Source organism: Dactylosporangium aurantiacum (assembly GCF_000716715.1).
Lineage (GTDB): Bacteria > Actinomycetota > Actinomycetes > Mycobacteriales > Micromonosporaceae > Dactylosporangium > Dactylosporangium aurantiacum.
On record NZ_JNYJ01000038.1, the window covers coordinates 174,723 to 199,633 of the forward strand.

The window sequence follows — 24,911 nt, forward strand, 5'->3', positions numbered from 1 at the left end:
CATGGACTTCGACTACACCCAGGAGCAGCAGGACCTCCGCGACGCGGTGGCGAAGCTCGGCCGGCGCTACGGGCACGAGTACTTCGTGCGCAAGGCCAAGGCCGGTGAGCACTCCGACGAGCTGTGGGACGAGGCGGCCAAGCTCGGCTACCTCGGCGTCAGCGTGCCGGAGGAGTTCGGCGGCGGCGGTGGCGGCATCACCGAGCTGGCGATCGTCTGCGAGGAGCTGGCCGCGGCCGGCGCGCCGCTGCTGCTGCTCGTCGTGTCGCCGGCGATCGCGGCCACGATCGTCAACCGGCACGGCACCCAGGCGCAGCGCGAGCGCTGGCTGCCGGGCTTCGCCGACGGCACGCGCAAGGTGTGCTTCGCCATCACCGAGCCCGACGCCGGGTCCAACTTCCACAAGCTGTCCACCGTGGCGAAGCGCGACGGCGACGAGTACGTGATCACCGGGCGGAAGGTGTACATCTCCGGGGTCGACGAGTGCTCCCAGGTCGTCGTGGTCGCCCGGATGGCCGACGAGCGGACCGGCAAGCTCAAGCCGGCGCTGTTCATGGTCCCCACCGACGCGCCGGGGCTGACCCTGTCCAAGCTGGACATGGAGATCGTCTCGCCGGAGAACCAGTTCCTGCTCTTCTTCGACGAGGTGCGGGTCCCGGCCGACACCCTGATCGGCGAGGACGCCGAGGCGGGCCTGCCGGCGCTGTTCGCCGGCCTGAACCCGGAGCGGATCACGGTGGCCGCGATGGCGTGCGGCACCGCCCGGTACGCGCTGGAGCGGGCCTCGACGTACACCGCGAGCCGCTCCGTGTGGGGCCGGCCGATCGGCAGCCACCAGGGCGTGGCGCACCCGATGGCGCACGCGCACATCCAGGTGGAGCTGGCCCGGCTGATGGTGGCGAAGGCCGCGGCGCTCTACGACGCCGGCCGGGACCTGGAGGCGGGCGTCAACGCGAACATGGCGAAGTACGCCTCGGCCGAGGCGTCGGCGCTGGCGGTGGACACCGCGATCCAGGCGCACGGCGGCAACGGCATGACCACCGAGTACGGCGTCGCGACCCTGCTCGGCGCCACCCGCGCCGGGCGCATCGCGCCGGTGTCCCGCGAGATGATCCTCAACTTCGTCGCCCAGCACCTGATGGGCCAGGAGAAGTCCTACTGACGGCGCAGCTGCTGGCCGGTGAACGTGCTCGGCGGGTTGCCGGCCAGGCAGCGGAACGTCGTCGGCCCGGCCTGCTGCTCGGCCGGGCCCGGCAGCAGGACGTCGACCCGCCAGCCGACCGCCGGCAGGTACACCAGCAGCAGGGTCTTCAGGCTGCACACCTCGCCGACCGTCGCGCTGTCCTTGGCGGTCCTGACCTGGCTGCCGGCCGGCAGGTCACCGTAGGCGAACACCTCCCAGGTGTGCGCCCCTGCGCAGTCAGCGGGCCTGCGGTCGGCGTCGAAGCACTCGACCGTCTGCGAGCAGCGGGCCGCCTTCGACACCGCCGCCGGGCAGGCGACCGTCGCCGGGATCCCGCCGGTGCCGCGGGTCGGCGAGGCCGCGGCGCCCGTCGGCGGGCCGGCCGACGGGCTCTTCGCCGGGTCCGGTCCGGCGCCGGCGTTGAGGTTGTACGCGATGCCGGCCCCCACCAGGGCCAGCACGAGCAGGATCACCGCGCCGGCGACCAGCATGAACTTCCGGGCGCCGGGCGGGGGCTGCGGCGTGTCCGGCACGATCCCGTCCCCGGGCGGCCCGGCCGGTGGTGGGGTCTCGCCGGCGGCGTGCTGGACGGTCTTGTCGGGGTCGTCGCCGCCGAGGAACGGCGAGTCGAGCAGGCGGCCCGGCGGCGGAGGCGGTGGGGGCGGGGGCGGAGGCTTGGAGGTGTAGACCGGCTCGACCGGCGGCGAGCCCAGCGGCGGCACGATCACCGGCGGCGTCGGCTCCAGCCGCAGCCCGATGAGCATGTCGCGCAGCTCGATCGCGCTCGGCCGGTCGGCCTCCTCGTTGGCCATGCCGGCGCGCAGGACCGCCATCAGGCTCTCGGGGCAGCCGGGCAGGTCGGGGATGTGCTCGTTGAACATGTCGACCAGCGACAGCAGGCTCGGTGCCTGGTCGTCACGCCAGCGCGGCGGGCGGCCGCGCATGAGCGCGTAGAGGGTGGCGCACAGCGCGTAGACGTCGGCGGCCGCGGCCGGCGGTGACTGCCGGAACGTCTCGGGCGGCGCGTAGGCCGGGGTGAGCGTGTCGAGGGTCATCGACTCGTCGCGCCACTCGGCGAGGATGGCCAGGCCGAAGTCGGCCAGCGCCGGCTCGCCGAACCGGCTGAAGAGGATGTTGGCCGGCTTGACGTCGCGGTGCAGCACCCCCAGCGCGTGCGCGTCGGCGAGGGCATCGGCGATCTTGAAGCCGACGTCGCGGGCCTCGGCGGCGGTGAGCGGCGAGTCGCGCATGCGCTCGGCGTAGGAGCCGTCGCACAGCTCCATGATCAGGTAGGGGTGGCCCTGGTCGGTCACGCCGGCGTCGAAGAGGTCGACCACGTGCGGGTGGCTGGACATCCGCCCGGCGGCGCGGGCCTCGCGCAGGAACCGCCGCCGGTCGCGCTCGGTCTCCAGGGTGCGGTTCTCGACCTTCACGGCGACCTCGCGGCCGACCGACTCCTGGGTGGCCCGGTAGACCGTCGCGTAGCCGCCGCGCGCGAAGACGGACAACCCGGTCATCCCGGGCACCGTCGGCAGGGGTGCGGCTGCGGTCACGGCTAGAACGGTACGACAGCCGCCGGACATTCGCCGTCACGCATCGGCAACAACGGATGCTGGCCCACCCGCGCCGCGCTCAGGGTGCGGGCGTCAGGGCCGCCGTCACCACCGCGGCCTCGTCACACTGGCCGTTGGCCTGCAGCGCGTCGGCGAGGACCCGGGCGGCGTAGACCCGGCTGCGGACGTCCTCCCCCGCCAGGGTCTGCGCCTGCCGGGCCCAGTCCAGGGCCTCGACCTGCCGGCCGGCGGCCAGCAGCGCGCCGGCGTAGGCGGCGACCGCGTACCGGCGGGAGAACATCACCGACGGGCCGGGCCGGTCGGCGGCCACGCAGCCGAGCACCTCCAGCGCCGCCTCCAGGTCGCCCTGCGCCTGGCGGGCCAGGCCGAACAGCACCTTCGGCGCGACCTTCGCCGCCTCCAGCACGTCATGGGTCTCCACGACCTGCAGCACCACGCGGGCGTCGTCCTCGGCGGCGGCGGGGTCGCCACGGTCCAGGAGCACGAAGCCGCGCATGGTCCGCGACATGCCGATGAGCAGCGGGTGGCCGGTCTTCTCGCCGTACTCGGTGGCGTCGGTGAGCAGGTCGTGGGCGTGCGCCGGCTCGGCCAGCTCGCGGGCGATCACGCCGCGCACGACGAGCGCGAGGCCGCGGCCCCAGTCGTCACCCGCGGCGGCGAAGTCCCGGTACGCCCGGCGCGCCTCCCGGTCCGCGTCGGCCAGGTCACCGCTCTCCGCGGCCGCGAACGCCTCGACCGCGCGCAGGGTGCCGACCGCCCAGGCGTCGCCGACCCGCTCGCCGAACGGCAGGAACGCCTTCGCCAGCCGCCTGGCCTCGCCGAGCCGGCCGGCGAGGAGCCGCACGAACGCGGTGGTGCCGCGCAGCCAGGCCCGCCCGACGGGGTCGCCGAGCTCGGCGAAGCGGCGGGCGGCCCGGCCGAGGGCCGCGTCCGCGCCGGCGAAGTCGCCGCGGGTGGTGGTGACCCACGCCAGGTGCTGCAGCGACCAGGCCTGCGCCCGCCGGTCGCCGGCGCTCACCGCGATCTGGAACGACTCGGCGAAGCGCCCGCCGGCCTCGGCGAGCCGCCCTTCGAGGAAGTCGGCCATGCCCAGGCGGCGCATGGCGTCGCCGCGCTCGTACGTGAGGCGCGCCGCCGTCGCGGCCTCGAGCGCCTCGGTCAGGGTCTGGTAGCTGCGGCGCTGGTCGCCGGCGGCACGGTAGGCGCGGCCGGCGACGAGGAGCGCCCCGACGCGCACCGCCGGGTCGTCGGGAGCATTGGCGGTGATCTTCTCGGCGCCGGCGAGGGCCTCCGAGACCCTGCCGAGCTGCAGCAGCGCCCGCGCGTGCACGAGCCGGTCGGCGGGCGGCACGACCCCGCCGCCGAGCGCGACGGCCCGCTCGGCGGCCTGCGCGGCCTGGGCGGGCTCGCCGGTGGCGAGCGCCTCGCGGGCGGCCCGGCCGAGGGCCTGGACGCCGAGCGGCGCCGCGGAGCGGGCGAGGGAGTCAGGGCGCAGCCCGACGACGTCGGCGAGGCGCGAGGCCCGCTCGGCGTGCTCGGCGATGAACGCGTCGGCGGCGCCGGCGGTCATGTTGAGACCGGTGACCGTGCCGCCGGTGTTGCCGGCGCCGTGGTGGGCGGCCATCGCCGCGGCGGCCCAGCGCGACAGCGCCGCGTGCCGCTCGGCGAGGTCGGCCTTGCCGATGCCGGCATACGCGGCCTCGCGCAGCAGCGGCGTGGCGAACGCGAACCCGCCGCGGGCGCGCCGCAGCATGCGCCGCTGCAGCAGCTCCTCCACGGCCCGCTCCAGCTCGACGGCGGCGACGACGGCGGGCCGGGCCGGCTGGCCGGGCGGGTTGAAGCGCAGCGCTTCCAGCGCCCGGCCGGGCACGGTGTCGCCGATGACGGCGGCGTCGCGCAGCACGGCGCGGGTGTCCGGCGGCAGCGCGTCGATGCGCGCGGCGAGGACGGCGGCGAGGTCGCGCGACAGCAGCCGCCCGCCGAGGGACCCGGGCGTGAGCCGCCAGCCGGTGGGGTCACTGCCGGGCACGGTGCTCAGCGCGCCGCGCTCCTGCAGCAGCGTGACCAGCTCGGCGAGGTAGAACGGGTTGCCCTGGGCGGTGGCCAGCAGCCGGTCCTCGTCCGGCGCGGCGAGCCGCCCGCCGCCGAGGTACGCGGTGAGCAGCCGGGCCGCGTCGGCGCCGCGCAGCGGCGGGATCGGCACCAGCTCGGCGTCGGGGACGCGGGTCAGCACGCCGGCGGAGCGGACCAGCTCCGGCCGGCCGAGCAGCACGATGAGGACCGGGCCGGTGATCCGCTCGATGACGGCGCCGAGCGCGTCGACGGTCTCGGCGGTCGCGTCGTGCAGGTCGTCGACGATGACCACGAGGGGCGTCTCGGCGGCCATGCCGGACAGCAGCTCGGCGACCGCGTTGGGCACGGCGTGCAGGTCGAGCTCGTCGGGCTTGGCGCCGGGCGCGACCCAGGACGCCTCCGGCGCCGAGCCGGAGTAGCCGATGAGGCTCAGCAGCAGGTCGGTGGCGAAGCGCGGCGGCTCGGGGCGGCCGCGGGCGGCGCGGGCCAGCCGCTGCGCGAGGCGGCGCAGGCGCTCCTCGACCGCCTCGCGGGTGAGGTTGGTGGCGTCCGGCGGCAGGCCGATGGCGGCGCGGACCAGGTCGGCGAGGGGCGCGAGCCGGCGGCGCTCGCCGAACGCGGCGCAGTGCACCGACAGCACCCGGGCACCGCCGCCGGGGGCGAACCCGGCGCTGGGCGTGTAGCCGGCGCCGCCGAGGTAGCCGGCGGCGAAGCGCTCGATCTCGCCGGCGAGCCGCGACTTGCCCAGCCCGGCCTCGCCGGTGAAGACCAGCACCCGGGTCTCCTGCCGGTCGGCGATCTCGGCGAGCCGGCCGGAGACCCGGGCCAGCTCCGCCTCGCGGCCGACGAACGGCGCCTCGTCGCCGAGGCCGGAGCGGGTGCCGGGGGCGTCGAGCAGGCCGAGCAGCTCGAACGCCTCGACCGGCTCGCGCTTGCCCTTGAGGCGCAGCGGCCGCAGCGCGCGCCACGAGGCGAGCCGCCGGGTGGTGGCCGCGGTGCGGTCGCCGGCGTAGACGGCGCCGATCGCGGCGGCGTCGGCGAGGCGGGCCGCGGTGTTCACCGTGTCGCCGATGACCGTGTACTCGATGCCGGCCTGGACGCCGGCGACGACGGCGCCGGTGTTGAGCCCGATGCGCAGCCCGAGGGGGGCGCCGCCGCCGCGCTCGTCGTCGAGCACCCGGCGCACCGCGCGCTGCATCGACAGGGCCGCGCGGACGGCCCGCTCGGCGTCGTCCTCGTGCGCGACCGGCGCGCCGAAGACGGCCATGATGCCGTCGCCGGTGAGCTTGTCGACGTGGCCGCCGAAGGTCTTGACCGCGCCGGCGAGCGCGGCGAGCACCCGGTCGGTGACCGCGCCGACCCGCTCCGGGTCGAGGTCCTCGGACCAGGCGGTGAAGTCCGACAGGTCGCCGAAGAGCACCGTCACGATCCGCCGCTCGGCGGCCGGCAGGGTGGCGGCGGCCGGCAGCGCGGAGCCGCAATGGTGGCAGAACCGCGCACCGGGAACGGCCACGGTCCCACACACCGAACACGTCACGTTGCGTCCAACCCTAAGTGGGGTGGTTGTGATTCCCGCCTCAGGTAGGCAAGTTGCGCGCGGACCGACCACTCCGCCGCCTCCCACAGGCTGCGGTCGACGTCGGCGTACACCCGGGCGACCACCTCGGCCGGCTCGAGCGCGCCGGCGGCGAGCGCCTCGCGGACCTGGTCGAGCCGCGCCTCGCGGTGCTGGCGGTAGAAGCGGGCGGCGACCGCGGCGTCGGTGAGCGCCGGGCCGTGGCCGGGCAGGGCGGGCACCGCGTCGAAACCGGCGAGGCGGTCCAGGCTGTCCAGGTAGTCGCCGAGGTCGCCGTCGGGCCAGGCCACGATCGTGGTGCCGCGGCCGAGGATGGTGTCGCCGGTCAGGAGCACCCGCTGGTCGCCGTGCCGGGCGGCGAAGCAGACCGAGTCGGCGGTGTGACCGGGTGTGACGACGGGCTCCACCACCACCCCGTCCACGTCCAGCGTCGCGTGTACGGGTGGCTGGTGCACCGGCGCGCCCGTGAGCTCCGCGAGCCGGGGGACACCTTCCGTGTGGTCGATGTGGCTGTGGGTAAGGATGATGGCGGCGACCGGGGCGTGCTCCGCCACCGCCCGCAGGTGGCCTTCGTCCAGCGGGCCCGGGTCGACGACGACACAGCCGCCACCCGGCGCCCGCAGGAGCCAGGTGTTGGTGCCGTCGAGCGTCATGGGCCCCGGATTGGGCGCGCGCACGAGCGTCACCCAGTCGGGCAACGTCGTGAGGACCTCGGCGGTCGGGGCGGTGACGTGGCTTACCACGAAGAGATCGTACGGCGGGCCAGTTCACTCGACACGTCACCCGACCGGCTGAGGGACCCGCGCCGGGACCCGCGCCGCCCGCCGGCCGGGGACCGCGTCCGGTCGCGTCAGGCGACCTCGAAGATGGCCTCGACCTCGACCGGGGTGTTCAGCGGCAGGGCGGAGACGCCGACGGCGCTGCGGGCGTGCCGCCCCGCGTCGCCGAAGACCTCGCCGAACAGCTCGCTGGCGCCGTTGACGACGCCCGGCTGGCCGGTGAAGCCCGGCCCCGACGCGACGAACCCGACGATCTTGACCACCTTGACGACCTTGTCCAGGCCGACCAGGGCGTGCACGGCGGCGAGGGCGTTGAGCCCGGCCTGGCGGGCGAGGTCCTTGGCCTGCTCCGGCGTCACGTCCTGGCCGACCAGGCCCTCGGCGGCCAGCTTGCCGTCGACCATCGGCAGCTGTCCGGAGACGTAGACGTGGTTGCCGGTCCGCACGGCCGGCACGTACGCGGCGACCGGCGGCACGACCGCCGGGATCGTCAGCCCGAGCTCCTCGAGCCGGGCGAACACCTCGCTGCCCATGTCAGCCGGCCTTCGGCCGCTTGAAGTAGGCGACGAGATTCTCCGGGTTGAGGCCGGGCACGATCGCCACCAGCTCCCAGCCGTCCTCGCCGAAGTTGTCCAGGATCAGCTTCGTGTTGTGGACCAGCAGGGGTGCGGTCAGGTACTCCCATTTCTGCATGAGGCGAGACTATCGGTCAGCCCCTGCGCGCCGATGGAATCGGGTCCCCCAATGCATGCGCGCGGCGGCTACCCTAAGGGCCGCGCCGCACGGGTCCCGGGAGCCGGACCGCCGGCGGACCCGGTCGTCGCACACGAGGTGGAGACATGACACAACCGCCCCAGTACCCAGGGCAGCCCGAGTACCAGGGCCAGCCAGGCGACCCTTACGCCGCGCCGGGCCAGCCTCCGCAGGCCCCGCCGGGGCAGGGCTGGCCGCCCGCGCCGGCGGTGCAGGACCCCTTCGCGCCGCCCACCTCCGCCCCGCCGACGTCCGCGCCGCCCACCTCCGGCCAGCCGTACGCGGTGCCGGTCCAGCCGCCGTTCCCGCAGGCCGGGTATCCGCAGCAGCAGCCGGACCCGACGCAGTTCGGGCAGCCCCCGCAGTACGGGCAGCCCGACCCGACGCAGTTCCCGCAGCAGGGCTTCCCGCAGCAGCCGCAGCAGTACCCGCCGACGGGCGCGTTCCCGACCGGCCCGCAGCCGACCGGGCAGTTCCCGCAGCAGCCGACCAGCGGCTTCCCTGGCCAGCCCACCAGCGGGTTCCCGGGCCAGCCGACCAGCGGCTTCCCCGGCCAGCCCACCAGCGGGTTCCCGGCCGACCCGTATGCCGGCGGCTACCAGCCCGGCTACCAGCAGCCGGCGCCGCCGCGCAAGCGCGGCCTGATGATCACGCTGATCGTCCTGGCGGTCGTGCTCGTCCTGTGCGGCGGTGGCGGCGCGGCCGCGTACTTCGTCACCAAGGGCAACCAGGGCAAGGGCCAGCCGACCGCGATCGAGGCGGTCAACGGCTTCCTCAAGGCGGTCTACAAGGACAACAACACCGCCGAGGCGCTCAAGTACGTGTGCTCGAGCGCGCGCGACAAGAACAAGCTGGCGGCGCGGGTCGACGAGATCCGCAAGTACAACTCCGGCCTGAGCAGCCCGACCTACTCGTGGCCGGCCCCGACGGTGGAGAAGCAGGACTCCTCCTCCGCGACGCTGCTCGTGCCGATCAAGGTCGCCACCAGCGACGAGAAGGTCGCGGAGACCAAGTACAAGATCCTCGCCACCAACGACAACGGCTGGTGGGTGTGCGAGATCACTGCGGCGTAGTCCCGCACGGCGCCCTGTAGCGTCGAGGGGTGACAACGCGCGAGGCTCAGGACGGGCGGGGCGGCCGGGTGGGAAACCTGGGCTGGCCCGCCCGTCTGCATGTGGTCACCGGCAAGGGTGGCACCGGCAAGACGACGGTCGCCGGCGCCCTGGCCCTGGCGCTCGCCCGGGACGGCCGGCGCACGCTGCTGGTCGAGGTCGAGGCGCGGCAGGGCATCGCACAGCTCTTCGACCGCGACCCGCTGCCCTACCAGGAGCTGCGGATCGCGACGGCGCGCGACGGCGGCGAGGTCCGGGCGCTGGCCGTGGACGCCGAAGAGGCCCTGCTGGAGTACCTGGAGATGTTCTACCGGCTCGGGGTGGCGGGCCGGGCGCTGCGCAAGGTCGGCGCGGTCGACTTCGCCACGACCGTCGCACCGGGGCTGCGCGACGTCCTGCTGACCGGCAAGGTCAAGGAGGCGGTGACGCGCACCGCCGACGGCCGCCGGGTCTACGACGCGGTCGTGCTCGACGCGCCGCCGACCGGCCGCATCGGTCGCTTCCTCAACGTCACGGCGGAGACCGCGCGCCTGGCGAAGGTCGGCCCGATCAAGACGCAGAGCGAGGGCGTGGCGGCGATCCTGCGCTCGCCGATGACCGCGGTGCACGTGGTCACCCTCCTGGAGGAGATGCCGGTCCAGGAGACCGCCGACGCGATCGACGAGCTCACCAGGCTGGGCATCCCGATCGGCACGGTGATCGTCAACGCGACCCGCCCGCCGGTGCTCGCCGGGGCCAAGGTGACCCAGGCCGACCTGCGCCGCGGCCTGACCGCGGCCGGGCTCAGCGCCGACAAGGAGGTGCTCGCGGGCCTGGCCGGCGAGGCGAAGGCGTATCAGACCAGGGTCGCCGCCGAGGCATCCCTGCGGGCCGACCTGCAGGCCCTGGGCCGGCCGGTGGTGGAGCTGCCGGTCCTGCCGGGGGGCGTCACCACGCAGGCACTGGAGTCGCTCGGTGATCTGTTGCTCACCTCGGCTTGACCGAGCGCCCAGCGGATACGCTCGCTAGGTGGGGACTGGGAAGCTCGACGTCGACGCGATCCTCGCCGACCCGGCGATCCGCATCGTCGTCTGCTGCGGCTCCGGCGGCGTGGGCAAGACCACGACGGCGGCGGCGCTGGCGGTGCGCGCCGCCGAGCGGCACGGCCGGCGCACGGTGGTGCTCACCATCGACCCGGCCCGCCGGCTGGCGCAGGCGCTGGGCCTGACCGAGCTGGACAACACGCCGCGGCTGGTCAAGGGCCTGCAACCGGACTCCGCCGAGCTCCAAGCCATGATGCTGGACATGAAGCGGACCTTCGACGAGGTCGTGCTCGAGCACACCGACCCGAAGCGCGCCGAGGAGATCTTCGCCAACCCCTTCTACCAGGCCATGAGCTCCACGTTCTCGGGGACGCAGGAGTACATGGCGATGGAGAAGCTCGGCCAGCTGCGGGCCCGCGACGAGTGGGACCTGATCGTGGTCGACACCCCGCCGTCGCGCTCCGCGCTGGACTTCCTGGACGCTCCGGCCCGGCTGTCGCGCTTCCTGGACGGCAAGATGCTGCGGCTGCTGCTGGCCCCGGCCCGCGCCGGCGGGCGCAGCGTGTTCAACCTGGTGTCCGCGTCGTTCGGGCTGTTCAGCCGTACCGTCACGAAGATCCTCGGCGCGCAGCTGCTGACCGACCTGTCGGGGTTCGTCGGCGCCCTGGACTCGATGTTCGGCGGCTTCCGCGAGCGGGCCGAGCAGACCTACCGGGTGTTGCAGGCACCGGAGACGGCGTTCCTGGTGGTGGCGGCCCCGGAGCCGGACGCGGTGCGCGAGGCGATGTACTTCGCCGGGCGGCTCGCCGCCGACCGGATGCCCCTGGCCGGGCTGGTGCTCAACCGGGTGGTGTCGGTGCCCGCGGAGCTGGCCGCCGACGAGGCCCGGGCGGCCGCGGAGCGGCTCGACGAGCTGGGCGGCCATCAGGCGACCGCGGAGGTGCTGCGGGTGCACGCCGAGCTGGCGGACCAGCGCGACCGGCAGGCGGCGGTCTCCGGCCGGTTCCTGCGCGCCCATCCCGGTGTGCCGGTCGTCAAGGTCCCGGCGCAGCCCGCCGACGTCCATGACCTCGACGGGCTGCGCGCGATCGGAGTTTCGTTCTGACCGGTGCCTCAGCCGGTCGGCACGAGCTCCTTGGGAGCATCCTTCTCATTGCGGTCCATGGCGGCTTCGAACATCTTGCGCCAGCTGGGCACCTGCGGGTGACGGCGCAGCAACGCACGGCGCTCGCGCTCGGTCATGCCGCCCCAGACTCCGAACTCGATCCGGTTGTCGAGGGCGTCCGCCAGGCACTCGTACCGCACAGGGCAGCTCCGGCAGATCCGCTTCGCCACGTTCTGCTCGGCACCCTGGACGAACAATGCGTCCGGGTCGCCATTGCGACACGCGGCGATGCTGGGCCAGTCGACGACCATGCTCATATTTCCTCTTCCCCCCTTGGACTCCCCCCGGGTCCATCCGCCGTGCTTGCCCCAGCGAATAGCACCCAAACCACGTCCCCCCATGGCTTTTGGATGCAGTTCGCCGGGCTACCCGGCGCGACGGCAGGGTCCCCGGCCACGGGAACCCCGAGAGGAGCTTTCCGGAACATCATGCTCTGTAGTCGTCCAGTTACGCAACGTTGTTGCACCAGGTTAACCGGCCCTTTGCGATCCACCAAAAGGCCGGAGCGTGCTACCGCAGCGTCACGACCGGGTGCGATTTACCCAAAATGCCCGCACTCCCGTGTTCCGTGCATCAGACTCGGCTACGGGTCAACCTCACGCGCGGTGTCACGCGTCTAGTGCAACGAGGACGCCAGCATCTGGACGCGGCCTCATGACGTCGTCCCGTAGGCTGAGGAAGTGACCTGGATGCGTAAACGCGAACACGGCCTGCTGCCCAATGCAGCATCGCTCCTGCTGTGTGGGCTGCTCGCGGGCTTGGTGGTCGCTGCGGCCGCGTTCCCCGCGGTCGCGATGTCCGGCCTCGCCGCGAAGGCCGGAGCTGACACCTTCGAGAATCTGCCGACGGACATCGACGTGCTTCCGTCGCCGCAGATCAGTTACATCTACGCATCCGACGGCAAGACCCTGCTCGCGATGATGTACGACGAGAACCGGCGCGACGTCCCGCTGACCGATGTCGCCGACGTCATGCGCAAGGCGATCGTGGCCGCGGAGGACAACCGGTTCTACGAGCACCGCGGCGTCGACGTGAAGGGCGTGGCCCGCGCGTTCGTGGCCAACCAGAACGCCGGCGGCCAGACCGAGCAGGGTGCCTCGACGCTGACGATGCAGTACGTGCGCCAGGCGATCTCCTACTCGGCGAAGACGCCGCAGGACGTCGTGGACGCCACCGACAAGACCCCGACGCGCAAGCTGCGCGAGATGAAGTATGCGATCGACCTGGAGAAGAAGCTCAACAAGGACCAGATCCTCGAGCGGTACCTGAACATCGCCGCCTACGGACACGGCGCCTACGGCATCTTCGCCGCCGCGCACGTCTACTTCGAGAAGGACCCGAAGGACCTGACGCTGCCGGAGGCCGCGCTCATCGCCGGCCTGGTCAAGGCGCCCGGCACGAGCGACCCGGCAACCACCGACGGTTACCCGCGCGCCATCGACCGGCAGAAGTACGTGCTCAACCAGATGGTCGCGATGGGGTACATCAACCAGCAGCAGGCCGACGAGGCCGCCAACACGAAGCTGAACATCGTCGGCAAGCGCACGCCTGAGGGCTGCGAGTCGGTGCAGCGCCCCGAGGTGCTCGGCGCCGGCTTCTACTGCGACTACCTGCGCCGCTGGTGGATGGACCAGAAGATCTTCGGCGAGGACCAGTACCAGCGCGCCAACCGGCTGCGCGCCGGCGGCTACACGGTGATCTCCGCGCTCGACGTCAACACCCAGACGGCGGCTCACAAGTACGCGCAGGACCAGCCGAACGTCGGCAAGAACGAGAAGATCCGGCTCGGCAACCAGAACGCGATCATGCTGGCCGCGGTCGAGCCGGGCACGGGCCGGGTCACGGCGATCGCCACCAACCGCACGTTCAGCAACGACAACAGCAAGAACGGGCCCAACACCAACCCCGACAAGAAGGGGCAGAAGGGCAACTACCCCAACACGACGGTGCCGATCATCACCGGTGACAAGGACATCCCCGGCTACCAGGCCGGCTCGACGTTCAAGATGTTCACCGCGGTGGCGGCGCTGGAGGCGGGCCTGCCCCTGGCCACGACGATCAACACCGAGAAGCAGTTCCAGTCGACGTTCAGGATCAACGCGAGCAGCCCGGCGGCCTGCAACGGCCCCTGGTACTGCCCGAAGAACGCCGGTGGCCAGTCGGGCCCCTTCAACATGTGGACCGCGTTCGGCAGGTCGATCAACACGTACTTCGTGCCGCTGGAGCAGCAGGTCGGCGCCGACAAGGTGGTCGACGTGGCGAAGCGGCTCGGCATCCAGTTCAACGCGAAGGATGATGCCGACTACGCCACCTACCCGGCCTCGAAGCAGTGGGGCGCCTTCACCCTCGGCGTCAGCGCCACGACGCCGCTGCAGCTGGCCAACGCCTACGGCACGCTCGCCGCGGACGGCCTGTACTGCGAGCCGACCCCGATCGTCGAGGTCAAGGACAACAGCGGCAGGAAGGTCGAGGGGCTCGACCCGAAGTGCAAGCAGGTCGTCGACAAGGAGGTCGCGCGCGCGGCCGTCGACATGGCCCGCTGCCCGGTCGGTGACCAGTCCGCCACCGGCAAGTGCGGCGGCGCGACCGCCGAGTACGCCCGCAGGTACGTGGGCCGCCCGCTGGCGGGCAAGTCCGGCACGACCGACTCGGAGAAGAGCGCCACGTTCGTCGCGATGACCAAGCAGCTCGCGGTCAGCGGCTTCCTCACCGACCCGGACTGGCCCGAGACGAACAAGGACATGAAGCACCCGCAGATCAACTACGCCACGCTCGGCACGCTCAAGGACGGCCTGGCCGGCAAGCCGGTGGTCCCGTTCGTCGCGCCGACGAAGGACAAGTCGATGGGCAAGCTCGTGGAGATCCCGTCGGTCAAGTGCCAGGCCGTCGACCAGGCGCGCAGCCGGATCACCCGGGCCGGGTTCACCGTGACGGTCTCCGGCACCCAGATCCCCTCGGACTGCCCGGCGGGCACGGTCGCGCGGACCGAGCCGGGCGGCGCCACGGTCAAGGGCGGCCAGGTCTCGCTGGTCATCAGCAAGGGCCCGGGCAACCAGGCCCCGCCGTACCTGGGCACCGACCCGGGCACCGGCAACGGTGTGCGTGACGACGAGTGCCCGCTGCCCTGGGTCTGCTGACCCGACCCCGCACATGACGAAGCGGCCGCCCCGGATGCCCGGGGCGGCCGCTTCGTCGTCGCGGCGGTCCGCTCAGCCCTTGGCGAGCTGGGCGCGGACCTCGGCGGCGACCCGGCCGCCCTCGGCACGGCCGGCCACGGCCGCCTGCGCGGCCTTCATCGCCTGCCCCATGCTCGCCATCCCGCTGAGCCCTGCGGCGGCGAGGGCATCGCGGACGATGCCGGCGAGGTCCTCGTCGGAGAGCTGGGCCGGCAGGTACGCGGCGAGCACCTCCTCCTCGGCCCGCTCCTTCGCCGCCTGGGCCTCCCGCCCGGCACCGGCGAACGCCTCGGCGGCCTCCCGCCGCTTCTTCGCCTCCTTGGTGAGCACCGAGAGGATCTCCTCGTCGGACAGCTCGCGGGCGGCCTTGCCGGCGACCTCGGCGTTGCGTACCGCGGTGATCGCCATCCGCAGGGTCGAGGTCACCAACTCGTCACGGGCCTTCATGGCCTCGTGCAAGTCGGACTCCAGACGCTCCTTCAACATGAGCGAAGTCTATCGGCGGCCATCGGGCCATATTGGGTTGTAAAAGCGCACCACCTGCCGGCCGGTACCCTTTGCACATGCGCTCGAAGACTGTCCGGCGGCTCGCGGTCGGAACCGCCGCGGCCGGTGCTGCCACGTTCGCCTACGCCTCGCTCGTCGAGCGCAACATGTTCACCCTGCGCAGGTTCGACGTGCCGGTGCTCGCCCCGGACGCGGAGCCGCTGCGGGTGCTGCACCTCAGTGACTTCCACCTCACCCCGGGCCAGCACCGCAAGCAGCGCTGGATCGCCGAGCTGGCCGGCACCGACCCGGACCTGGTCGTGGTCACCGGCGACACCATGGCCCACGTCGACGCCGTCCCGGCGGTGGTGCGGGCCCTCACGCCGCTGCTGGACCGGCCCGGCGCGTTCGTGTTCGGCAGCAACGACTACCGCGGCCCGGTGTTCAAGAACCCGTTCGGGTACTTCAACCGCGACAAGCCCTACGTGCAGGGCGCCGTGCTGCCCACCGAGGAGCTGCGCGACGTGCTCGCCGGCTCCGGCTGGGCCGACCTGAACAACGCCCGCACCACGATCAAGGCCGGCGGCCGCACCGTGGAGCTGGTCGGCGTCGACGACCCGCACGTCGGCCGCGACGACTACGACAGCGTCGCCGGCCCGGCCTCCGCCGACGTGGACGTGCGCATCGGCCTGACCCACTCCCCCGAGCCGGCGCTGCTGGACCGCATGGCCGACGACGGCTTCGACCTGCTGCTGGCCGGCCACACCCACGGCGGTCAGGTCGCGCTGCCGTTCTTCGGGGCGCTCGTCACCAACTGCGGCCTCGACCGGCGGATGGCCAAGGGCCTGCACCGCTGGCCCTACTCGTCGGCGTTCCTGCACGTCTCCGCCGGCCTCGGCACCCACCCGACGGCGCCGGTCCGGTTCGCCTGCCCGCCCGAGGCGTCGATCCTGACCCTCATCCCGCGATGACCGCCTCGACCGCGCCGGCCGCCGCCGTCGGCGCGCCGGCCGTCAGCAAGTGGCCGCGCCGGGCCGCGTACGCGGGGGTGGCGGGCGCCGCCGGGCTCGCCGTGCTGCTGCCCACGGGCACGGCCGGCGCCGGCTGGTTCCTGGCCGGTCAGGTGCTCAACGTCAACGCCGTGCGGGCGTATCCGGTCCGGGTCCGCGCGTGCGCCGGCGACCGGGTCACCCTGACCCGCACCCCGGACACGTCCCGCTCGATGCCGCTGGCCTTCGTGTGGCCCGCCGGTCACGCCGTCCTCGGCCCCGTCATCGCCACCGACCGCGCCACCGTGACCCGCCAGATCACCAGCGTGACGCGCGGCACACTGACGAGCGGGCTCAAGGGTTACACCACCGGATATGTCTTCGAGGGCGACCCGCTGTCCGCGCGCGGCCTGCCCTTCGAGGAGGTGCTCGTCCCCGCCGAGCTCGGCGACTGCCCCGCGTGGCTGGTCGCGCCGACCAGCGGCCCCGCCGACGACACCTGGATCATCGCGGTGCACGGCCGGGGCGCCCCCCGCGGCGAGGCGCTGCGCATCCTGCCCACGCTCGCCGAGTCCGGGCACAACACCCTCGTGGTCACCTACCGCAACGACCCCGAGGCGTTCCCCAGCCCAGATGCCCGGTTCCACCTGGGCCACACCGAGTGGCGCGACGTGCTGTCGGCCATCGAGCACGCCCGGGCCGCCGGCGCCCGGCAGGTCATCCTCTACGGCTGGTCCATGGGCGGCGCCGCCATCCTCAACCTGCTGCGCAACTGGGAGCACGGCGGCCTCGTGCGCGGCGTCGTCCTGGACTGCCCCGTCGTCGACTGGACCGCGACGCTGCGGATGAACGCCCGCCAGCTCAACGTGCCGCCCCTGTGGACGTGGACCGCGCTCAAGCTCATCCAGCACCGCCTCGGCCTGCGCTCCGCCGACCTCGACTACCGTGACGTGCGTCTCGACGTGCCGACCCTGGTCTACGTCGACCACGACGACCGCACCGTCGCGCCGCAGCCGACCGTCGAACTGGCCGCGGCCTGCCCGTCCGTCCAGCTCGTCGAGACCCGCGAGGCCGGCCACTGCCGCAGCTGGAACCTCGACCCGGCCGCGTACGAGGCCACCGTGAGCAGGTTCCTCAAGTCCCTCTGACGCCACAGGGGATACCGAGTTGGAGCCCTGCCGGGCGTGGGCTACGATTACTCGGCACGCTCGGGGTATAGCGCAGCTTGGTAGCGCGCTTCGTTCGGGACGAAGAGGCCGTCGGTTCAAATCCGGCTACCCCGACAGCGTCCAGGGCCGGTCTTCCACACGGAGGACCGGCCCTGAGCCGTTTTCCGGCCCGTCGGGTGCCCGAACGGCGCTCCCGCCATGCCTGTCCTGGTCGAACGCGCCAACACGGCGCTGTCGTCAACGTCCCTGCGGGCCGTGCTCGGCTCGACGTCCGGGCCGGGCGTCCCGGACGTCGACGTCTCGGCCCTGCTGCTCACCGCCACCGGGAAGGTGCGCGGCGACCTGGACTTCGTCTTTACAACCAGCCGGCCCATCCCGGCGGTGCGGCGCGGCGGCGCCCCTGACGGCCGTGCTGCAGACCGCCCCGATGGCGTCGGCGGGGTTCCCTCCGCCCGTCGGGGCCGACCTGCGCCCCACCGCGCCGGCTACCTGCGCCCCACCGCGGCGGCTACGGCACCCACGCCCCGGCGGCCGACGACGATCGGTCCCAGCAAGGGCAGCGGCCCGGCCCTGCTCACCAAAACCCCAGGATCGTCGCCTCGGCGTCGTGGAGTTCGAGGACCGTCTACGACCTCTACGCGCTGGTCGTCACCCGCGACGGCAAGGTGCACCACGTGGCGCGGTTCGGCGCCCGGGGAATGCGCGTGACGCCGCAGTTCCGCGGTGTCCGGCAGGAAGGCGACGCCGGCGCAGGCGAACGGGACCGGATCGTTCCACCAGCACCGGGTCTCGCTCGCCGTCGACAACCGGGGCCGGGGAGTGCGGCGGCGACCAGCCGTCATGGATCGTCGTGCCCGGGTGACGAAACGGCACCTTCGGCGGTCATCGGGGCCCGGTGGCCGTCCACCGGTCACCCGACACGCGTCCCCCGAAGTGTCAAAACCTGCTGAACACCTCAGCGGCGCCCCGGGTAGGCCGATCAAGTTGACAATGAACGTGCAGGGCGGCCCGGCACCGGTGACGATGGATCCAGTCACCGGTGCTCATTCGCGTGCCGCGCTGGACGTCGCCCTGCACGACGTCACCGGGTGCAGCCTGCTGCTGTTCGACGTCGACCACTTCAAGACGGTCAACGACGCCTTCGGCCATCTGCGCGGTGACCTGCTGCTGCGCCAGCTCGCCGACCGGATCGCCGGGCTCATCCGCGCCGACGACGTGCTGTTCCGCTACGGCGGCGACGAGTTCGTGCTGCTGCTGCCCAACACCGGGGCCGAGGAGGCGCTGCGCCTCGCGATCCGGCTGACCGACGAGATCCGGGCCAGGGAGTTCGCCGGGACGCCGCCGCTGCACCTGTCGATCAGCCTCGGCGTGGCGAGCAGCCCCGTGGACGGCACCGACGGCGAGACCCTGATCGAGGTCGCGGACCGCCGCAACTACCTGGCCAAGCGGCGCGGCCGCGGGCAGGCGGTCGGCGACGACGTCGCGGCGTCCGCCGCCGCCGGCTCGTCCCGGCTGTGGGAGCGGGACGCGGCGCTGAGCGGCACCCAGGAGTTCATCACCCGGGTCGCCGCCGGCAGCCACTCCGCGCTGCGGATCGTCGGGCCTCCGGGCGCGGGGCACACCCGGTTCCTCCGCGAAGTGGCGCAGATCGCCCGTTTGCGCGGTTTTCCGGCGGTACCGGCGGCGGACCGCACCCCGGGCTGCATCCTGCTCGCCGACGTGGGCGACCCGGTGCCGGAGCTCGGCGACGCGGCGGCCATCGTCTACGCCACCACCAGCCCGCACGACGGTGACCCGCGCCGGACCGGGCTGCCGGAGGCGGTCGTCGAGCTGACCCCGTGGTCGCCGGCGACGCTGCGCATCTGGCTGCGCATCGCCCTCACCGGCGAGCCCAGCGCCGCCCTGGTCGACCGGCTCGCCGAGCGCTCCGGCGGGCTGCCCGCCCGGGCCGAGGCGGAGCTGGGGCGGCTGCGCGCGCAGGGCGAGCTGATCGGCTCCCAGGACGGCACGTGGACCGTCAAGCCGCCGAAGGTGAAGCGGCGGCGTGGCCGGCTGCCCGTACCGATGACCAGGCTCGTCGGCCGGGACCGGGAGACCGCCAAGGTCGCCGCGCTGGTCCGGGACGGGCGCCTGGTCACCCTGGTCGGGCCGGGCGGCATCGGCAAGACCCGGCTGTCGCTGGCGGCCGCGACGGTGCTCGCGGACGACTTCGCCGACGGCGTCGTGTTCGTGCCCCTGGCCGACAGCACCGACGCGGAGCTGATGACGGCCGCCCTGGCCCGGGCGCTGCACGTCAGTGAGCTGCCCGACCAGCACCTGTTCGACACCCTGCTGGACCAGCTCGAGGAGTCCGAGCTGCTGCTCGTGCTGGACAACTTCGAGCAGGTCGTCGACGACGGCGCGGCCCTGGTCAGCGACCTGCTGGCGGCGGCGCCGGGAGTCCGGGCGCTGGTCACCAGCCGGGAGCGGCTCTCGCTGTACGGCGAGCAGGTGTACCAGGTGCCGACGCTCGCCGACTCGCCCGCGGTGACGCTGTTCGAGCAGCGGGCCCGTGCCGTGGACGCCGACTTCGAGATCACCGTCGACACCGCGCTGCCGGTCGCGGCGCTGTGCCGCCGCCTCGACGGCCTGCCCCTGGCGATCGAGCTGGCCGCCGCCCGCATCGACCGCTGGACCCCGGACGAGCTGCTCAACCACCTCACGGAGCACCTCGACCGGGATCTCGACTCGCTCGGCGGTGCCGGCCCGCGGGACCTGCCGGCGCGCCAGCAGACGCTGCGCGGGGCGATCGACTGGAGCTTCGTGCTGCTCGACTCCGAGGAGCAGCGGCTGCTCACGGAGCTGTCGGTGTTCGCCGGCGGCTGGACCGCCGCGGCGGCGCTCGCGGTGACCCTGCCGGGCGGTGACCTGCACCTGCTGGAGAAGCGGCTGTCGGCGCTGGTCGACAAGCACCTGGTGGTCCGCGACGAGGACGACGACGGCCGGTACCGGCTGCTGTCGACGATCCGCGCCTACGCCCGGCACCGGCTCGGCGACGCGGTCGAGCCGCTCGACCGGCACGCGGAGTTCTACGCCGCGTTCGCCGAGGCGTCGGCGGCCGGGCTGTCCGGACCCGAGCAGGTCGAGTGGACGGGCCGGGTGGAGGCCGACTACCAGAACGTGCGGGCCGCCTTCGCGCACGCCGGCGTCGCCACGAAGACCCGGATCTGCCTGGGGCTGTGGCGGTACTGGCGCAACGGCGCCCACATCAACGAGGGCCGGGAGTGGCTGTCGGCGCTGCTGGCGGCGCCGGGCCTGGAGGACGGCGCCCTGGCGCGGCTGCTGCACGCCGCCGCGATCCTGGCCGCGACCCAGGACGAGCACGAGGAGGCGCTGCGCCTGGCCGCGTCGGCGCTGCGGAAGGCGACGGCGGCCGGCGACCGCGCGACGGTCGGGCACGCGTACAACGCGATGGGGATCGCGGCGATCGGCGGCGGCGACCACGCGGCCGCGACCGAGCACTTCGGGCACAGCCTGGCGATCTGGCGGGAGCTGGACGTGCCGCAGGGGGTGGCCGCGTCGCTGGGCAACCTCAGCAAGGTCGCCCTGTCGCGGGGCGAGATCGCGGAGGCCGAGCGCTACGCTACCGAGTGCCTGGCGCTGGAGCGCGCCGCCGGCAACACGCGGGGCATCCAGCTCGCCCTGGAGTGCCTCGGCCAGATCATGCTGGCCCGCGGCGACGTGGCCGCCGCACGCGAGGCGCTCGACGAGAGCCTCGCGCTGAGCCGGCAGATCGGCGACGCGTTCGGCGCCGCGATGGCCCAGCACCAGCTGGGGCTGGCCGCGCGCCTGGAGGGCGACCGGGTGGAGGCGCTGCGACTGCTGGTGACCGCGCTGGTCACCCGGCACGAGGTCGGCGACCGGCTGGACCTGGCGATCTCCCTGGACGTGGTCGCGGCGCTGCTCGCGGCCGACGACCCGGCGCACGCGGCGCGGCTGGTCGGCGCCGCGGACGGGCTGCGGGCCCGGCACCGGCTGGCCGAGCCGCCGGACGCGCAGACGCTGCGCTCGGTGACGCTGCCGCTGCTGGCGGACCACCAGCGCGACCGCACGGCCGGCCGGGCGGTCAGCGTCGAGCACATCGTGGAGGTCCTAAAGTCGTCCTATGGTGTCGTTGGCTGACTGGCAGCGCCTGTTCCCCGCGGACTCGGCGGCCGGGGCCGACCTGATCGAGCGGTGGTCGCAGCCGCACCGGCGCTATCACACGCTGGAGCACCTGGCCGTGATGCTCACGGTGATCGACGCGCACGCGGACCTGGCCGACGACGCGGACGCGGTGCGGCTGGCGGCGTGGTTCCACGACGCGGTCTACGAGCCGTTCGCGCCCGACAACGAGGAGCGCAGCGCCGAGCTCGCCGCCGCGGTGCTGCCCGGGCTGGGGGTGGCGGCGGACCGGGTGGCCGAGGTCGTGCGGCTGGTGCGGCTGACGGCGGGCCACGCGGTGGCCGGTGGAGACCGCAACGGTGCCCTGCTCGCCGACGCCGACCTGGCGATTCTCGCGTCGGCGCCGGACGATTATGCCCGTTATGCGGCGGCGGTACGGGATGAGTACGCGGCCGTGCCGGAGGATGCGTTCCGCTCCGGCCGCGCACAAATCCTCGGCACCTTCCTGGGCCGGCCGGAGCTGTTCAGGGCGGTGCCGGGGCGGGCGGAGTGGACCGCCCGCGCGCACGACAACCTGCGGGCGGAGATCACGACGCTTCTGGGTGCTCCGTGACGTTCTGCAGGTAGAGCGGCTCGCCCAGCTTCTCGATCAGGCCGAGCTGGGTCTCCAGGTAGTCGACGTGGTGCTCCTCGTCGGCCAGGATGTCCTCGAAGATGTTCGCGGACGTCACGTCGCCGATCGAGCGCATGTACTCGATGCCGCGGCGCAGTCGGTCCACGGCCTCCAGCTCGATCTGCATGTCGCACTTGAACTGCTCCGGGACGGTCTCGCCGATCCGCAGCGGGAAGAGGCGCTGGTAGTTGGGCAGCGCCTCCAGGAAGAGGATCCGGTCGGTCAGCACCTCGGCGTGCTTCATCTCGTCGATCGACTCGTGCCGGGTGTGTTTGGCCAGGATCGTGTATCCCCAGTTCTCCTGCATCTTGGCGTGTAGGAAGTACTGGTTGATCGCCGTGAGCTCGGCGGTCAGCTGTTCGTTCAGAAACTCGATGACTCGTGCATCCCCCTGCATGTGGGCAGGGTAACCGCTCTTCTAGGCCAAAGCGGGCAATACTGCCTGAGGTACCTCGGCCTCGATGAGATCGGCCACCCGATCGAGGCAGGTGCCGCAGCCGGTGCCGGCGCCGCACTCGTCGCCCACGGCATCCTCGGTGTGCGCTCCGGCCCGGATGACCCGCCGGATCTCGCACTCCCGTACCCGGGCGCAGATGCAGACATACACGTTGGTGCTCCTCGCTTAGGCTTACCTAAGCAAGGGTGACCTAAGTTGGTCGCCGAGACAAGGGCTGAGCAGCTATTTCACTGTTCTGGATGCGACGGTGGAACCGAACAAATGGCGCGGCCGGCGCAGGCCGGCAGCTTTCAGGCGCGTCACGATCTCCTTGCTGGTCACGCTCCTGGCACCCAGCCAGACGGCCACCTGCGCCCGGTCGGCGGGCACGTCGTAGTGGTCGCGATCGAATCCGCGCCGCGGCACGCCCAGCAGCTCGGCGAACGCGTGCAGCTCCGCGACCGAGACGTCACTGACGAGATGGGCCCAGAGCCGGCCGTGCGCCGGCCACCGCGGCGTGTCGATGTAGAGCACGCCCGTTAGCCTGCCAAACATGGATCTCGACATGGATCTCATTGAGGAGCTTCGCGCCGCGCTGCCCCACGAGGGCGCCGTGCTCACCGACCCTGACCTGCTGCGATCGTACGAGCACGACGAGGCCGACCTGTGCGCGTACGGCACCCCCGCGGTGGTCGTTCGCCCCCGCACCACCGGCCAGGTCTCCGCGGTGCTGCGCGCCGCGAGCCGCCGCCGAATCCCCGTCATCCCGCAGGGTGCCCGCTCCGGCCTGGCCGGCGGCGCCAACGCCATCGACGGCGCGATCGTGCTGTCCCTGGTCGCCATGAACGAGATCGTCGACATCGACCCCGCCAACCGCATCGCCGTCGTCCAGCCGGGCGTCGTCAACGCGCAGCTGCGCCGCGAGGTGGCCGCGAAGGGGCTGTACTACCCGCCGGACCCGGGCTCCTGGGAGCAGTCCACGATCGGCGGCAACGTCTCCACCGACGCCGGTGGCATGTGCTGCGTCAAGTACGGCGTCACCAGCGACCACGTCATCGGCCTGGAGGTCGTCCTGGCCAGCGGGGAGGTCCTCAACTGCGGCCGGCGCACCGCGAAGGGCGTCGCCGGCTACGACCTGACCAGCCTCTTCGTCGGCTCCGAGGGCACCCTCGGCGTGATCACCGAGATCACCGTCAAGCTGCGCCCGGCACCGGCGTCGTCGCTGACCCTCGTCGCGGTCTTCGACACGCTGCCCGCCGCCGGCGCCGCCGTCGAGTCGATCATCACCGCCGGCATGCAGCCGAGCATGCTGGAGGTCATCGACCGGGTCACGCTCAGCGCCATCGAGGCGTTCCGGCCGATGGGCCTGCCCACCACCGCCGCGGCACTGCTCATCGCCGCGGTCGACTCCGGCGGCAGGGCGCCGGACGACCTCGCCGCGATCGCCGCCCTCTGCCAGCAGGCCCAGGCCGCCGACGTCCACGTCGCCACCGACGCCACCGAGGCCGACGCCCTCCTCGCCGCCCGCCGCCTCGCGCACCCGGCGATGGAGCAGTTCGCCACCGGGCTCTTCCCCTCCGGCGGCGGCATCATGGTCGACGACGTCGCCGTGCCCCGCACCCGCCTGGTCGAGCTGATCGAGGGCATCGAGGGCATCGCCGCCGAGTACGGCGCGGTGGTGGCCACCGTCGGGCACGCCGGCGACGGCAACCTGCACCCGATCATCGTCATCGACCGCTCGGACCCGACCAGCCTCGCCCGCGGCCAGAAGGTCTTCGACGCGATCATGTCCCTGGGCCTCTCCCTCGGCGGCACCTCCACCGGCGAGCACGGCGTCGGCCTGCTCAAGCGCGACTGGCTGGCGCGCGAGATCGGCCCCACCGGGTTGAAGGCGCACCGCTCGATCAAGGCTGCGCTGGACCCCGACAACATTCTCAACCCGGGCAAGATCTTCTAGGCGGCCGCCGCGGTCAGCACCCGCAGGTCCTCGACCAGGCCGTCGAAGGCGGCGTCGCGGTCGTCGGCGCGCAGCACCGCCGACGGGTGGATCGTCGCGACCAGCACGGCGTCGTCGGCGGCCGCGAACTCCGCCGGCACGGCCAGCCGGCGACCGTGCTCCTTCGTCACCCGGAAGGCGGGGCCGAGCATCGCCTTGGCCGCCGTCGCGCCCAGCACCACGACCTGCGCCGGGCGGATCCGGGCGAACTCGGCCACCAGCCACGGCCGGCAGGCCACGATCTCGGTCCGGTCCGGCGTCTGGTGGATGCGCCGCTTGCCCGGGGCGGCCGGCCGGTGCTTGAAGTGCTTGACGGCGTTGGTGACGTACATGCGGCCGCGGTCCAGGCCGGCCGCGTCGAACGCCCGGTCCAGCACCTTGCCGGCGGGGCCGACGAAGGGCGCGCCGCGCCGGTCCTCGATGTCGCCGGGCTGCTCCCCGACGACGAGGATCCTCGCGTCCCCGGGCCCTTCGCCGAAGACCGTCTGGGTCGCGTCGCGGTACAGGTCGCAGCCGCGGCACGCCCGCGCCGCGAGCCGCAGCTGCTCCAGGCCGCCCTGCTCCGGCACGTACTCCTGCGCTGTCATACCGGTACTGCTACCCCGC

20 protein-coding genes, 1 tRNA gene and 1 pseudogene are annotated in these 24,911 nt (G+C 73.3%); 11 read left to right on the plus strand and 11 right to left on the minus strand.

Annotated elements, in window-relative coordinates:
- The first annotated feature begins 1 nt into the window (after position 1).
- The gene (locus OP18_RS35795; protein ID WP_033363542.1) at positions 2-1,162 is read left to right on the plus strand and encodes an acyl-CoA dehydrogenase family protein; all 1,161 of its coding nucleotides are present in this window, start codon (positions 2-4) and stop codon (positions 1,160-1,162) included.
- On the opposite strand, the gene OP18_RS35800 is transcribed toward OP18_RS35795, so the two are convergent.
- From OP18_RS35800 to sp36, 5 genes and pseudogenes are all read right to left on the minus strand, one after another.
- Positions 1,156-2,736, minus strand: a complete 1,581-nt coding sequence (locus OP18_RS35800) for a serine/threonine-protein kinase (RefSeq protein WP_313900945.1) — start codon at positions 2,734-2,736, stop codon at positions 1,156-1,158. The genes OP18_RS35795 and OP18_RS35800 overlap by 7 nt on opposite strands.
- A gap of 127 nt (positions 2,737-2,863) precedes the next feature.
- Positions 2,864-6,367: pseudogene (locus OP18_RS51545) on the minus strand (adenylate/guanylate cyclase domain-containing protein); the annotation flags it as partial.
- Complete coding sequence (locus OP18_RS35810; protein WP_033363543.1) at positions 6,364-7,149, minus strand: MBL fold metallo-hydrolase; 786 nt, start codon at positions 7,147-7,149, stop codon at positions 6,364-6,366. The pseudogene OP18_RS51545 and the gene OP18_RS35810, both read right to left, overlap by 4 nt.
- A gap of 107 nt (positions 7,150-7,256) precedes the next feature.
- On the minus strand, positions 7,257-7,718 hold the full coding sequence (locus OP18_RS35815) for a RidA family protein (RefSeq protein ID WP_033363544.1): 462 nt from the start codon (positions 7,716-7,718) through the stop codon (positions 7,257-7,259).
- Position 7,719: 1 nt separating this feature from the next.
- Positions 7,720-7,878: a Sp36 family protein gene (gene sp36 / locus OP18_RS59235; protein ID WP_169788980.1), complete on the minus strand. Its 159-nt coding sequence runs from the start codon at positions 7,876-7,878 to the stop codon at positions 7,720-7,722.
- A gap of 146 nt (positions 7,879-8,024) precedes the next feature.
- Between sp36 and OP18_RS53535 the strand changes: the two genes are divergently transcribed.
- From OP18_RS53535 to bagB, 3 genes are all read left to right on the plus strand, one after another.
- Positions 8,025-9,011: an Rv0361 family membrane protein gene (locus OP18_RS53535; RefSeq protein ID WP_156090029.1), complete on the plus strand. Its 987-nt coding sequence runs from the start codon at positions 8,025-8,027 to the stop codon at positions 9,009-9,011.
- Between the two features lie 68 nt (positions 9,012-9,079).
- Positions 9,080-10,030, plus strand: coding sequence for an ATPase BagA (bagA, locus tag OP18_RS35825; RefSeq protein ID WP_033363545.1), 951 nt, complete (start codon positions 9,080-9,082; stop codon positions 10,028-10,030).
- A gap of 28 nt (positions 10,031-10,058) precedes the next feature.
- On the plus strand, positions 10,059-11,177 hold the full coding sequence (bagB, locus tag OP18_RS35830; protein ID WP_033363546.1) for an ArsA family ATPase: 1,119 nt from the start codon (positions 10,059-10,061) through the stop codon (positions 11,175-11,177).
- An 8-nt stretch (positions 11,178-11,185) separates the two neighbouring features.
- Here the strand turns inward: bagB and OP18_RS35835 are convergent, their stop codons facing one another.
- Positions 11,186-11,494: a WhiB family transcriptional regulator gene (locus OP18_RS35835; RefSeq protein WP_033363547.1), complete on the minus strand. Its 309-nt coding sequence runs from the start codon at positions 11,492-11,494 to the stop codon at positions 11,186-11,188.
- Between the two features lie 432 nt (positions 11,495-11,926).
- On the opposite strand from OP18_RS35835, the gene OP18_RS35840 reads away from it, so the two are divergent.
- On the plus strand, positions 11,927-14,374 hold the full coding sequence (locus tag OP18_RS35840) for a transglycosylase domain-containing protein (RefSeq protein WP_052387847.1): 2,448 nt from the start codon (positions 11,927-11,929) through the stop codon (positions 14,372-14,374).
- A 72-nt stretch (positions 14,375-14,446) separates the two neighbouring features.
- On the opposite strand, the gene OP18_RS35845 is transcribed toward OP18_RS35840, so the two are convergent.
- Complete coding sequence (locus tag OP18_RS35845; protein WP_033363548.1) at positions 14,447-14,899, minus strand: GatB/YqeY domain-containing protein; 453 nt, start codon at positions 14,897-14,899, stop codon at positions 14,447-14,449.
- Positions 14,900-14,976: 77 nt separating this feature from the next.
- On the opposite strand from OP18_RS35845, the gene OP18_RS35850 reads away from it, so the two are divergent.
- From OP18_RS35850 to OP18_RS35870, 5 genes are all read left to right on the plus strand, one after another.
- Positions 14,977-15,870, plus strand: coding sequence for a metallophosphoesterase (locus OP18_RS35850; RefSeq protein ID WP_033363549.1), 894 nt, complete (start codon positions 14,977-14,979; stop codon positions 15,868-15,870).
- On the plus strand, positions 15,867-17,036 hold the full coding sequence (locus OP18_RS35855; RefSeq protein WP_052387826.1) for an alpha/beta hydrolase family protein: 1,170 nt from the start codon (positions 15,867-15,869) through the stop codon (positions 17,034-17,036). Before OP18_RS35850 ends, OP18_RS35855 begins: the two co-directional genes overlap by 4 nt.
- A 61-nt stretch (positions 17,037-17,097) precedes the next feature.
- Positions 17,098-17,171 (plus strand) — tRNA-Pro (locus tag OP18_RS35860).
- A gap of 876 nt (positions 17,172-18,047) precedes the next feature.
- On the plus strand, positions 18,048-21,218 hold the full coding sequence (locus OP18_RS35865) for a diguanylate cyclase (RefSeq protein WP_033363550.1): 3,171 nt from the start codon (positions 18,048-18,050) through the stop codon (positions 21,216-21,218).
- On the plus strand, positions 21,202-21,813 hold the full coding sequence (locus OP18_RS35870; protein ID WP_052387827.1) for an HD domain-containing protein: 612 nt from the start codon (positions 21,202-21,204) through the stop codon (positions 21,811-21,813). Before OP18_RS35865 ends, OP18_RS35870 begins: the two co-directional genes overlap by 17 nt.
- On the opposite strand, the gene bfr is transcribed toward OP18_RS35870, so the two are convergent.
- From bfr to OP18_RS35885, 3 genes are all read right to left on the minus strand, one after another.
- On the minus strand, positions 21,788-22,270 hold the full coding sequence (gene bfr, locus OP18_RS35875) for a bacterioferritin (RefSeq protein WP_033363551.1): 483 nt from the start codon (positions 22,268-22,270) through the stop codon (positions 21,788-21,790). The genes OP18_RS35870 and bfr overlap by 26 nt on opposite strands.
- A gap of 21 nt (positions 22,271-22,291) precedes the next feature.
- Entirely contained in the window at positions 22,292-22,480 is a 189-nt protein-coding gene (locus tag OP18_RS35880) for a (2Fe-2S)-binding protein (RefSeq protein WP_033363552.1), read from the minus strand.
- A 72-nt stretch (positions 22,481-22,552) separates the two neighbouring features.
- Positions 22,553-22,843, minus strand: coding sequence for a DUF4031 domain-containing protein (locus tag OP18_RS35885; RefSeq protein ID WP_052387828.1), 291 nt, complete (start codon positions 22,841-22,843; stop codon positions 22,553-22,555).
- Between the two features lie 31 nt (positions 22,844-22,874).
- On the opposite strand from OP18_RS35885, the gene OP18_RS35890 reads away from it, so the two are divergent.
- Positions 22,875-24,266 carry an FAD-binding oxidoreductase gene (locus OP18_RS35890; RefSeq protein WP_033363554.1) on the plus strand — a complete coding sequence of 464 codons (1,392 nt, stop codon included), beginning with the start codon at positions 22,875-22,877 and terminating at the stop codon, positions 24,264-24,266.
- On the opposite strand, the gene OP18_RS35895 is transcribed toward OP18_RS35890, so the two are convergent.
- Positions 24,263-24,892, minus strand: a complete 630-nt coding sequence (locus OP18_RS35895; protein WP_033363555.1) for a UdgX family uracil-DNA binding protein — start codon at positions 24,890-24,892, stop codon at positions 24,263-24,265. The genes OP18_RS35890 and OP18_RS35895 overlap by 4 nt on opposite strands.
- Positions 24,893-24,911: the final 19 nt, after the last annotated feature.

Coding starts and splice junctions, on each gene's coding strand:
- OP18_RS35795 (WP_033363542.1), top strand. CDS start 2: ATGGACTTCGACTACACCCAGGAGCAGCAGGACCTCCGCGACGCGGTG.
- OP18_RS35815 (WP_033363544.1), bottom strand. CDS start 7,718: ATGGGCAGCGAGGTGTTCGCCCGGCTCGAGGAGCTCGGGCTGACGATC.
- sp36 (WP_169788980.1), bottom strand. CDS start 7,878: ATGCAGAAATGGGAGTACCTGACCGCACCCCTGCTGGTCCACAACACG.
- OP18_RS53535 (WP_156090029.1), top strand. CDS start 8,025: ATGACACAACCGCCCCAGTACCCAGGGCAGCCCGAGTACCAGGGCCAG.
- OP18_RS35835 (WP_033363547.1), bottom strand. CDS start 11,494: ATGAGCATGGTCGTCGACTGGCCCAGCATCGCCGCGTGTCGCAATGGC.
- OP18_RS35840 (WP_052387847.1), top strand. CDS start 11,927: ATGCGTAAACGCGAACACGGCCTGCTGCCCAATGCAGCATCGCTCCTG.
- OP18_RS35845 (WP_033363548.1), bottom strand. CDS start 14,899: ATGTTGAAGGAGCGTCTGGAGTCCGACTTGCACGAGGCCATGAAGGCC.
- OP18_RS35850 (WP_033363549.1), top strand. CDS start 14,977: ATGCGCTCGAAGACTGTCCGGCGGCTCGCGGTCGGAACCGCCGCGGCC.
- OP18_RS35855 (WP_052387826.1), top strand. CDS start 15,867: ATGACCGCCTCGACCGCGCCGGCCGCCGCCGTCGGCGCGCCGGCCGTC.
- OP18_RS35865 (WP_033363550.1), top strand. CDS start 18,048: ATGAACGTGCAGGGCGGCCCGGCACCGGTGACGATGGATCCAGTCACC.
- OP18_RS35870 (WP_052387827.1), top strand. CDS start 21,202: ATGGTGTCGTTGGCTGACTGGCAGCGCCTGTTCCCCGCGGACTCGGCG.
- bfr (WP_033363551.1), bottom strand. CDS start 22,270: ATGCAGGGGGATGCACGAGTCATCGAGTTTCTGAACGAACAGCTGACC.
- OP18_RS35890 (WP_033363554.1), top strand. CDS start 22,875: ATGGATCTCATTGAGGAGCTTCGCGCCGCGCTGCCCCACGAGGGCGCC.
- OP18_RS35895 (WP_033363555.1), bottom strand. CDS start 24,892: ATGACAGCGCAGGAGTACGTGCCGGAGCAGGGCGGCCTGGAGCAGCTG.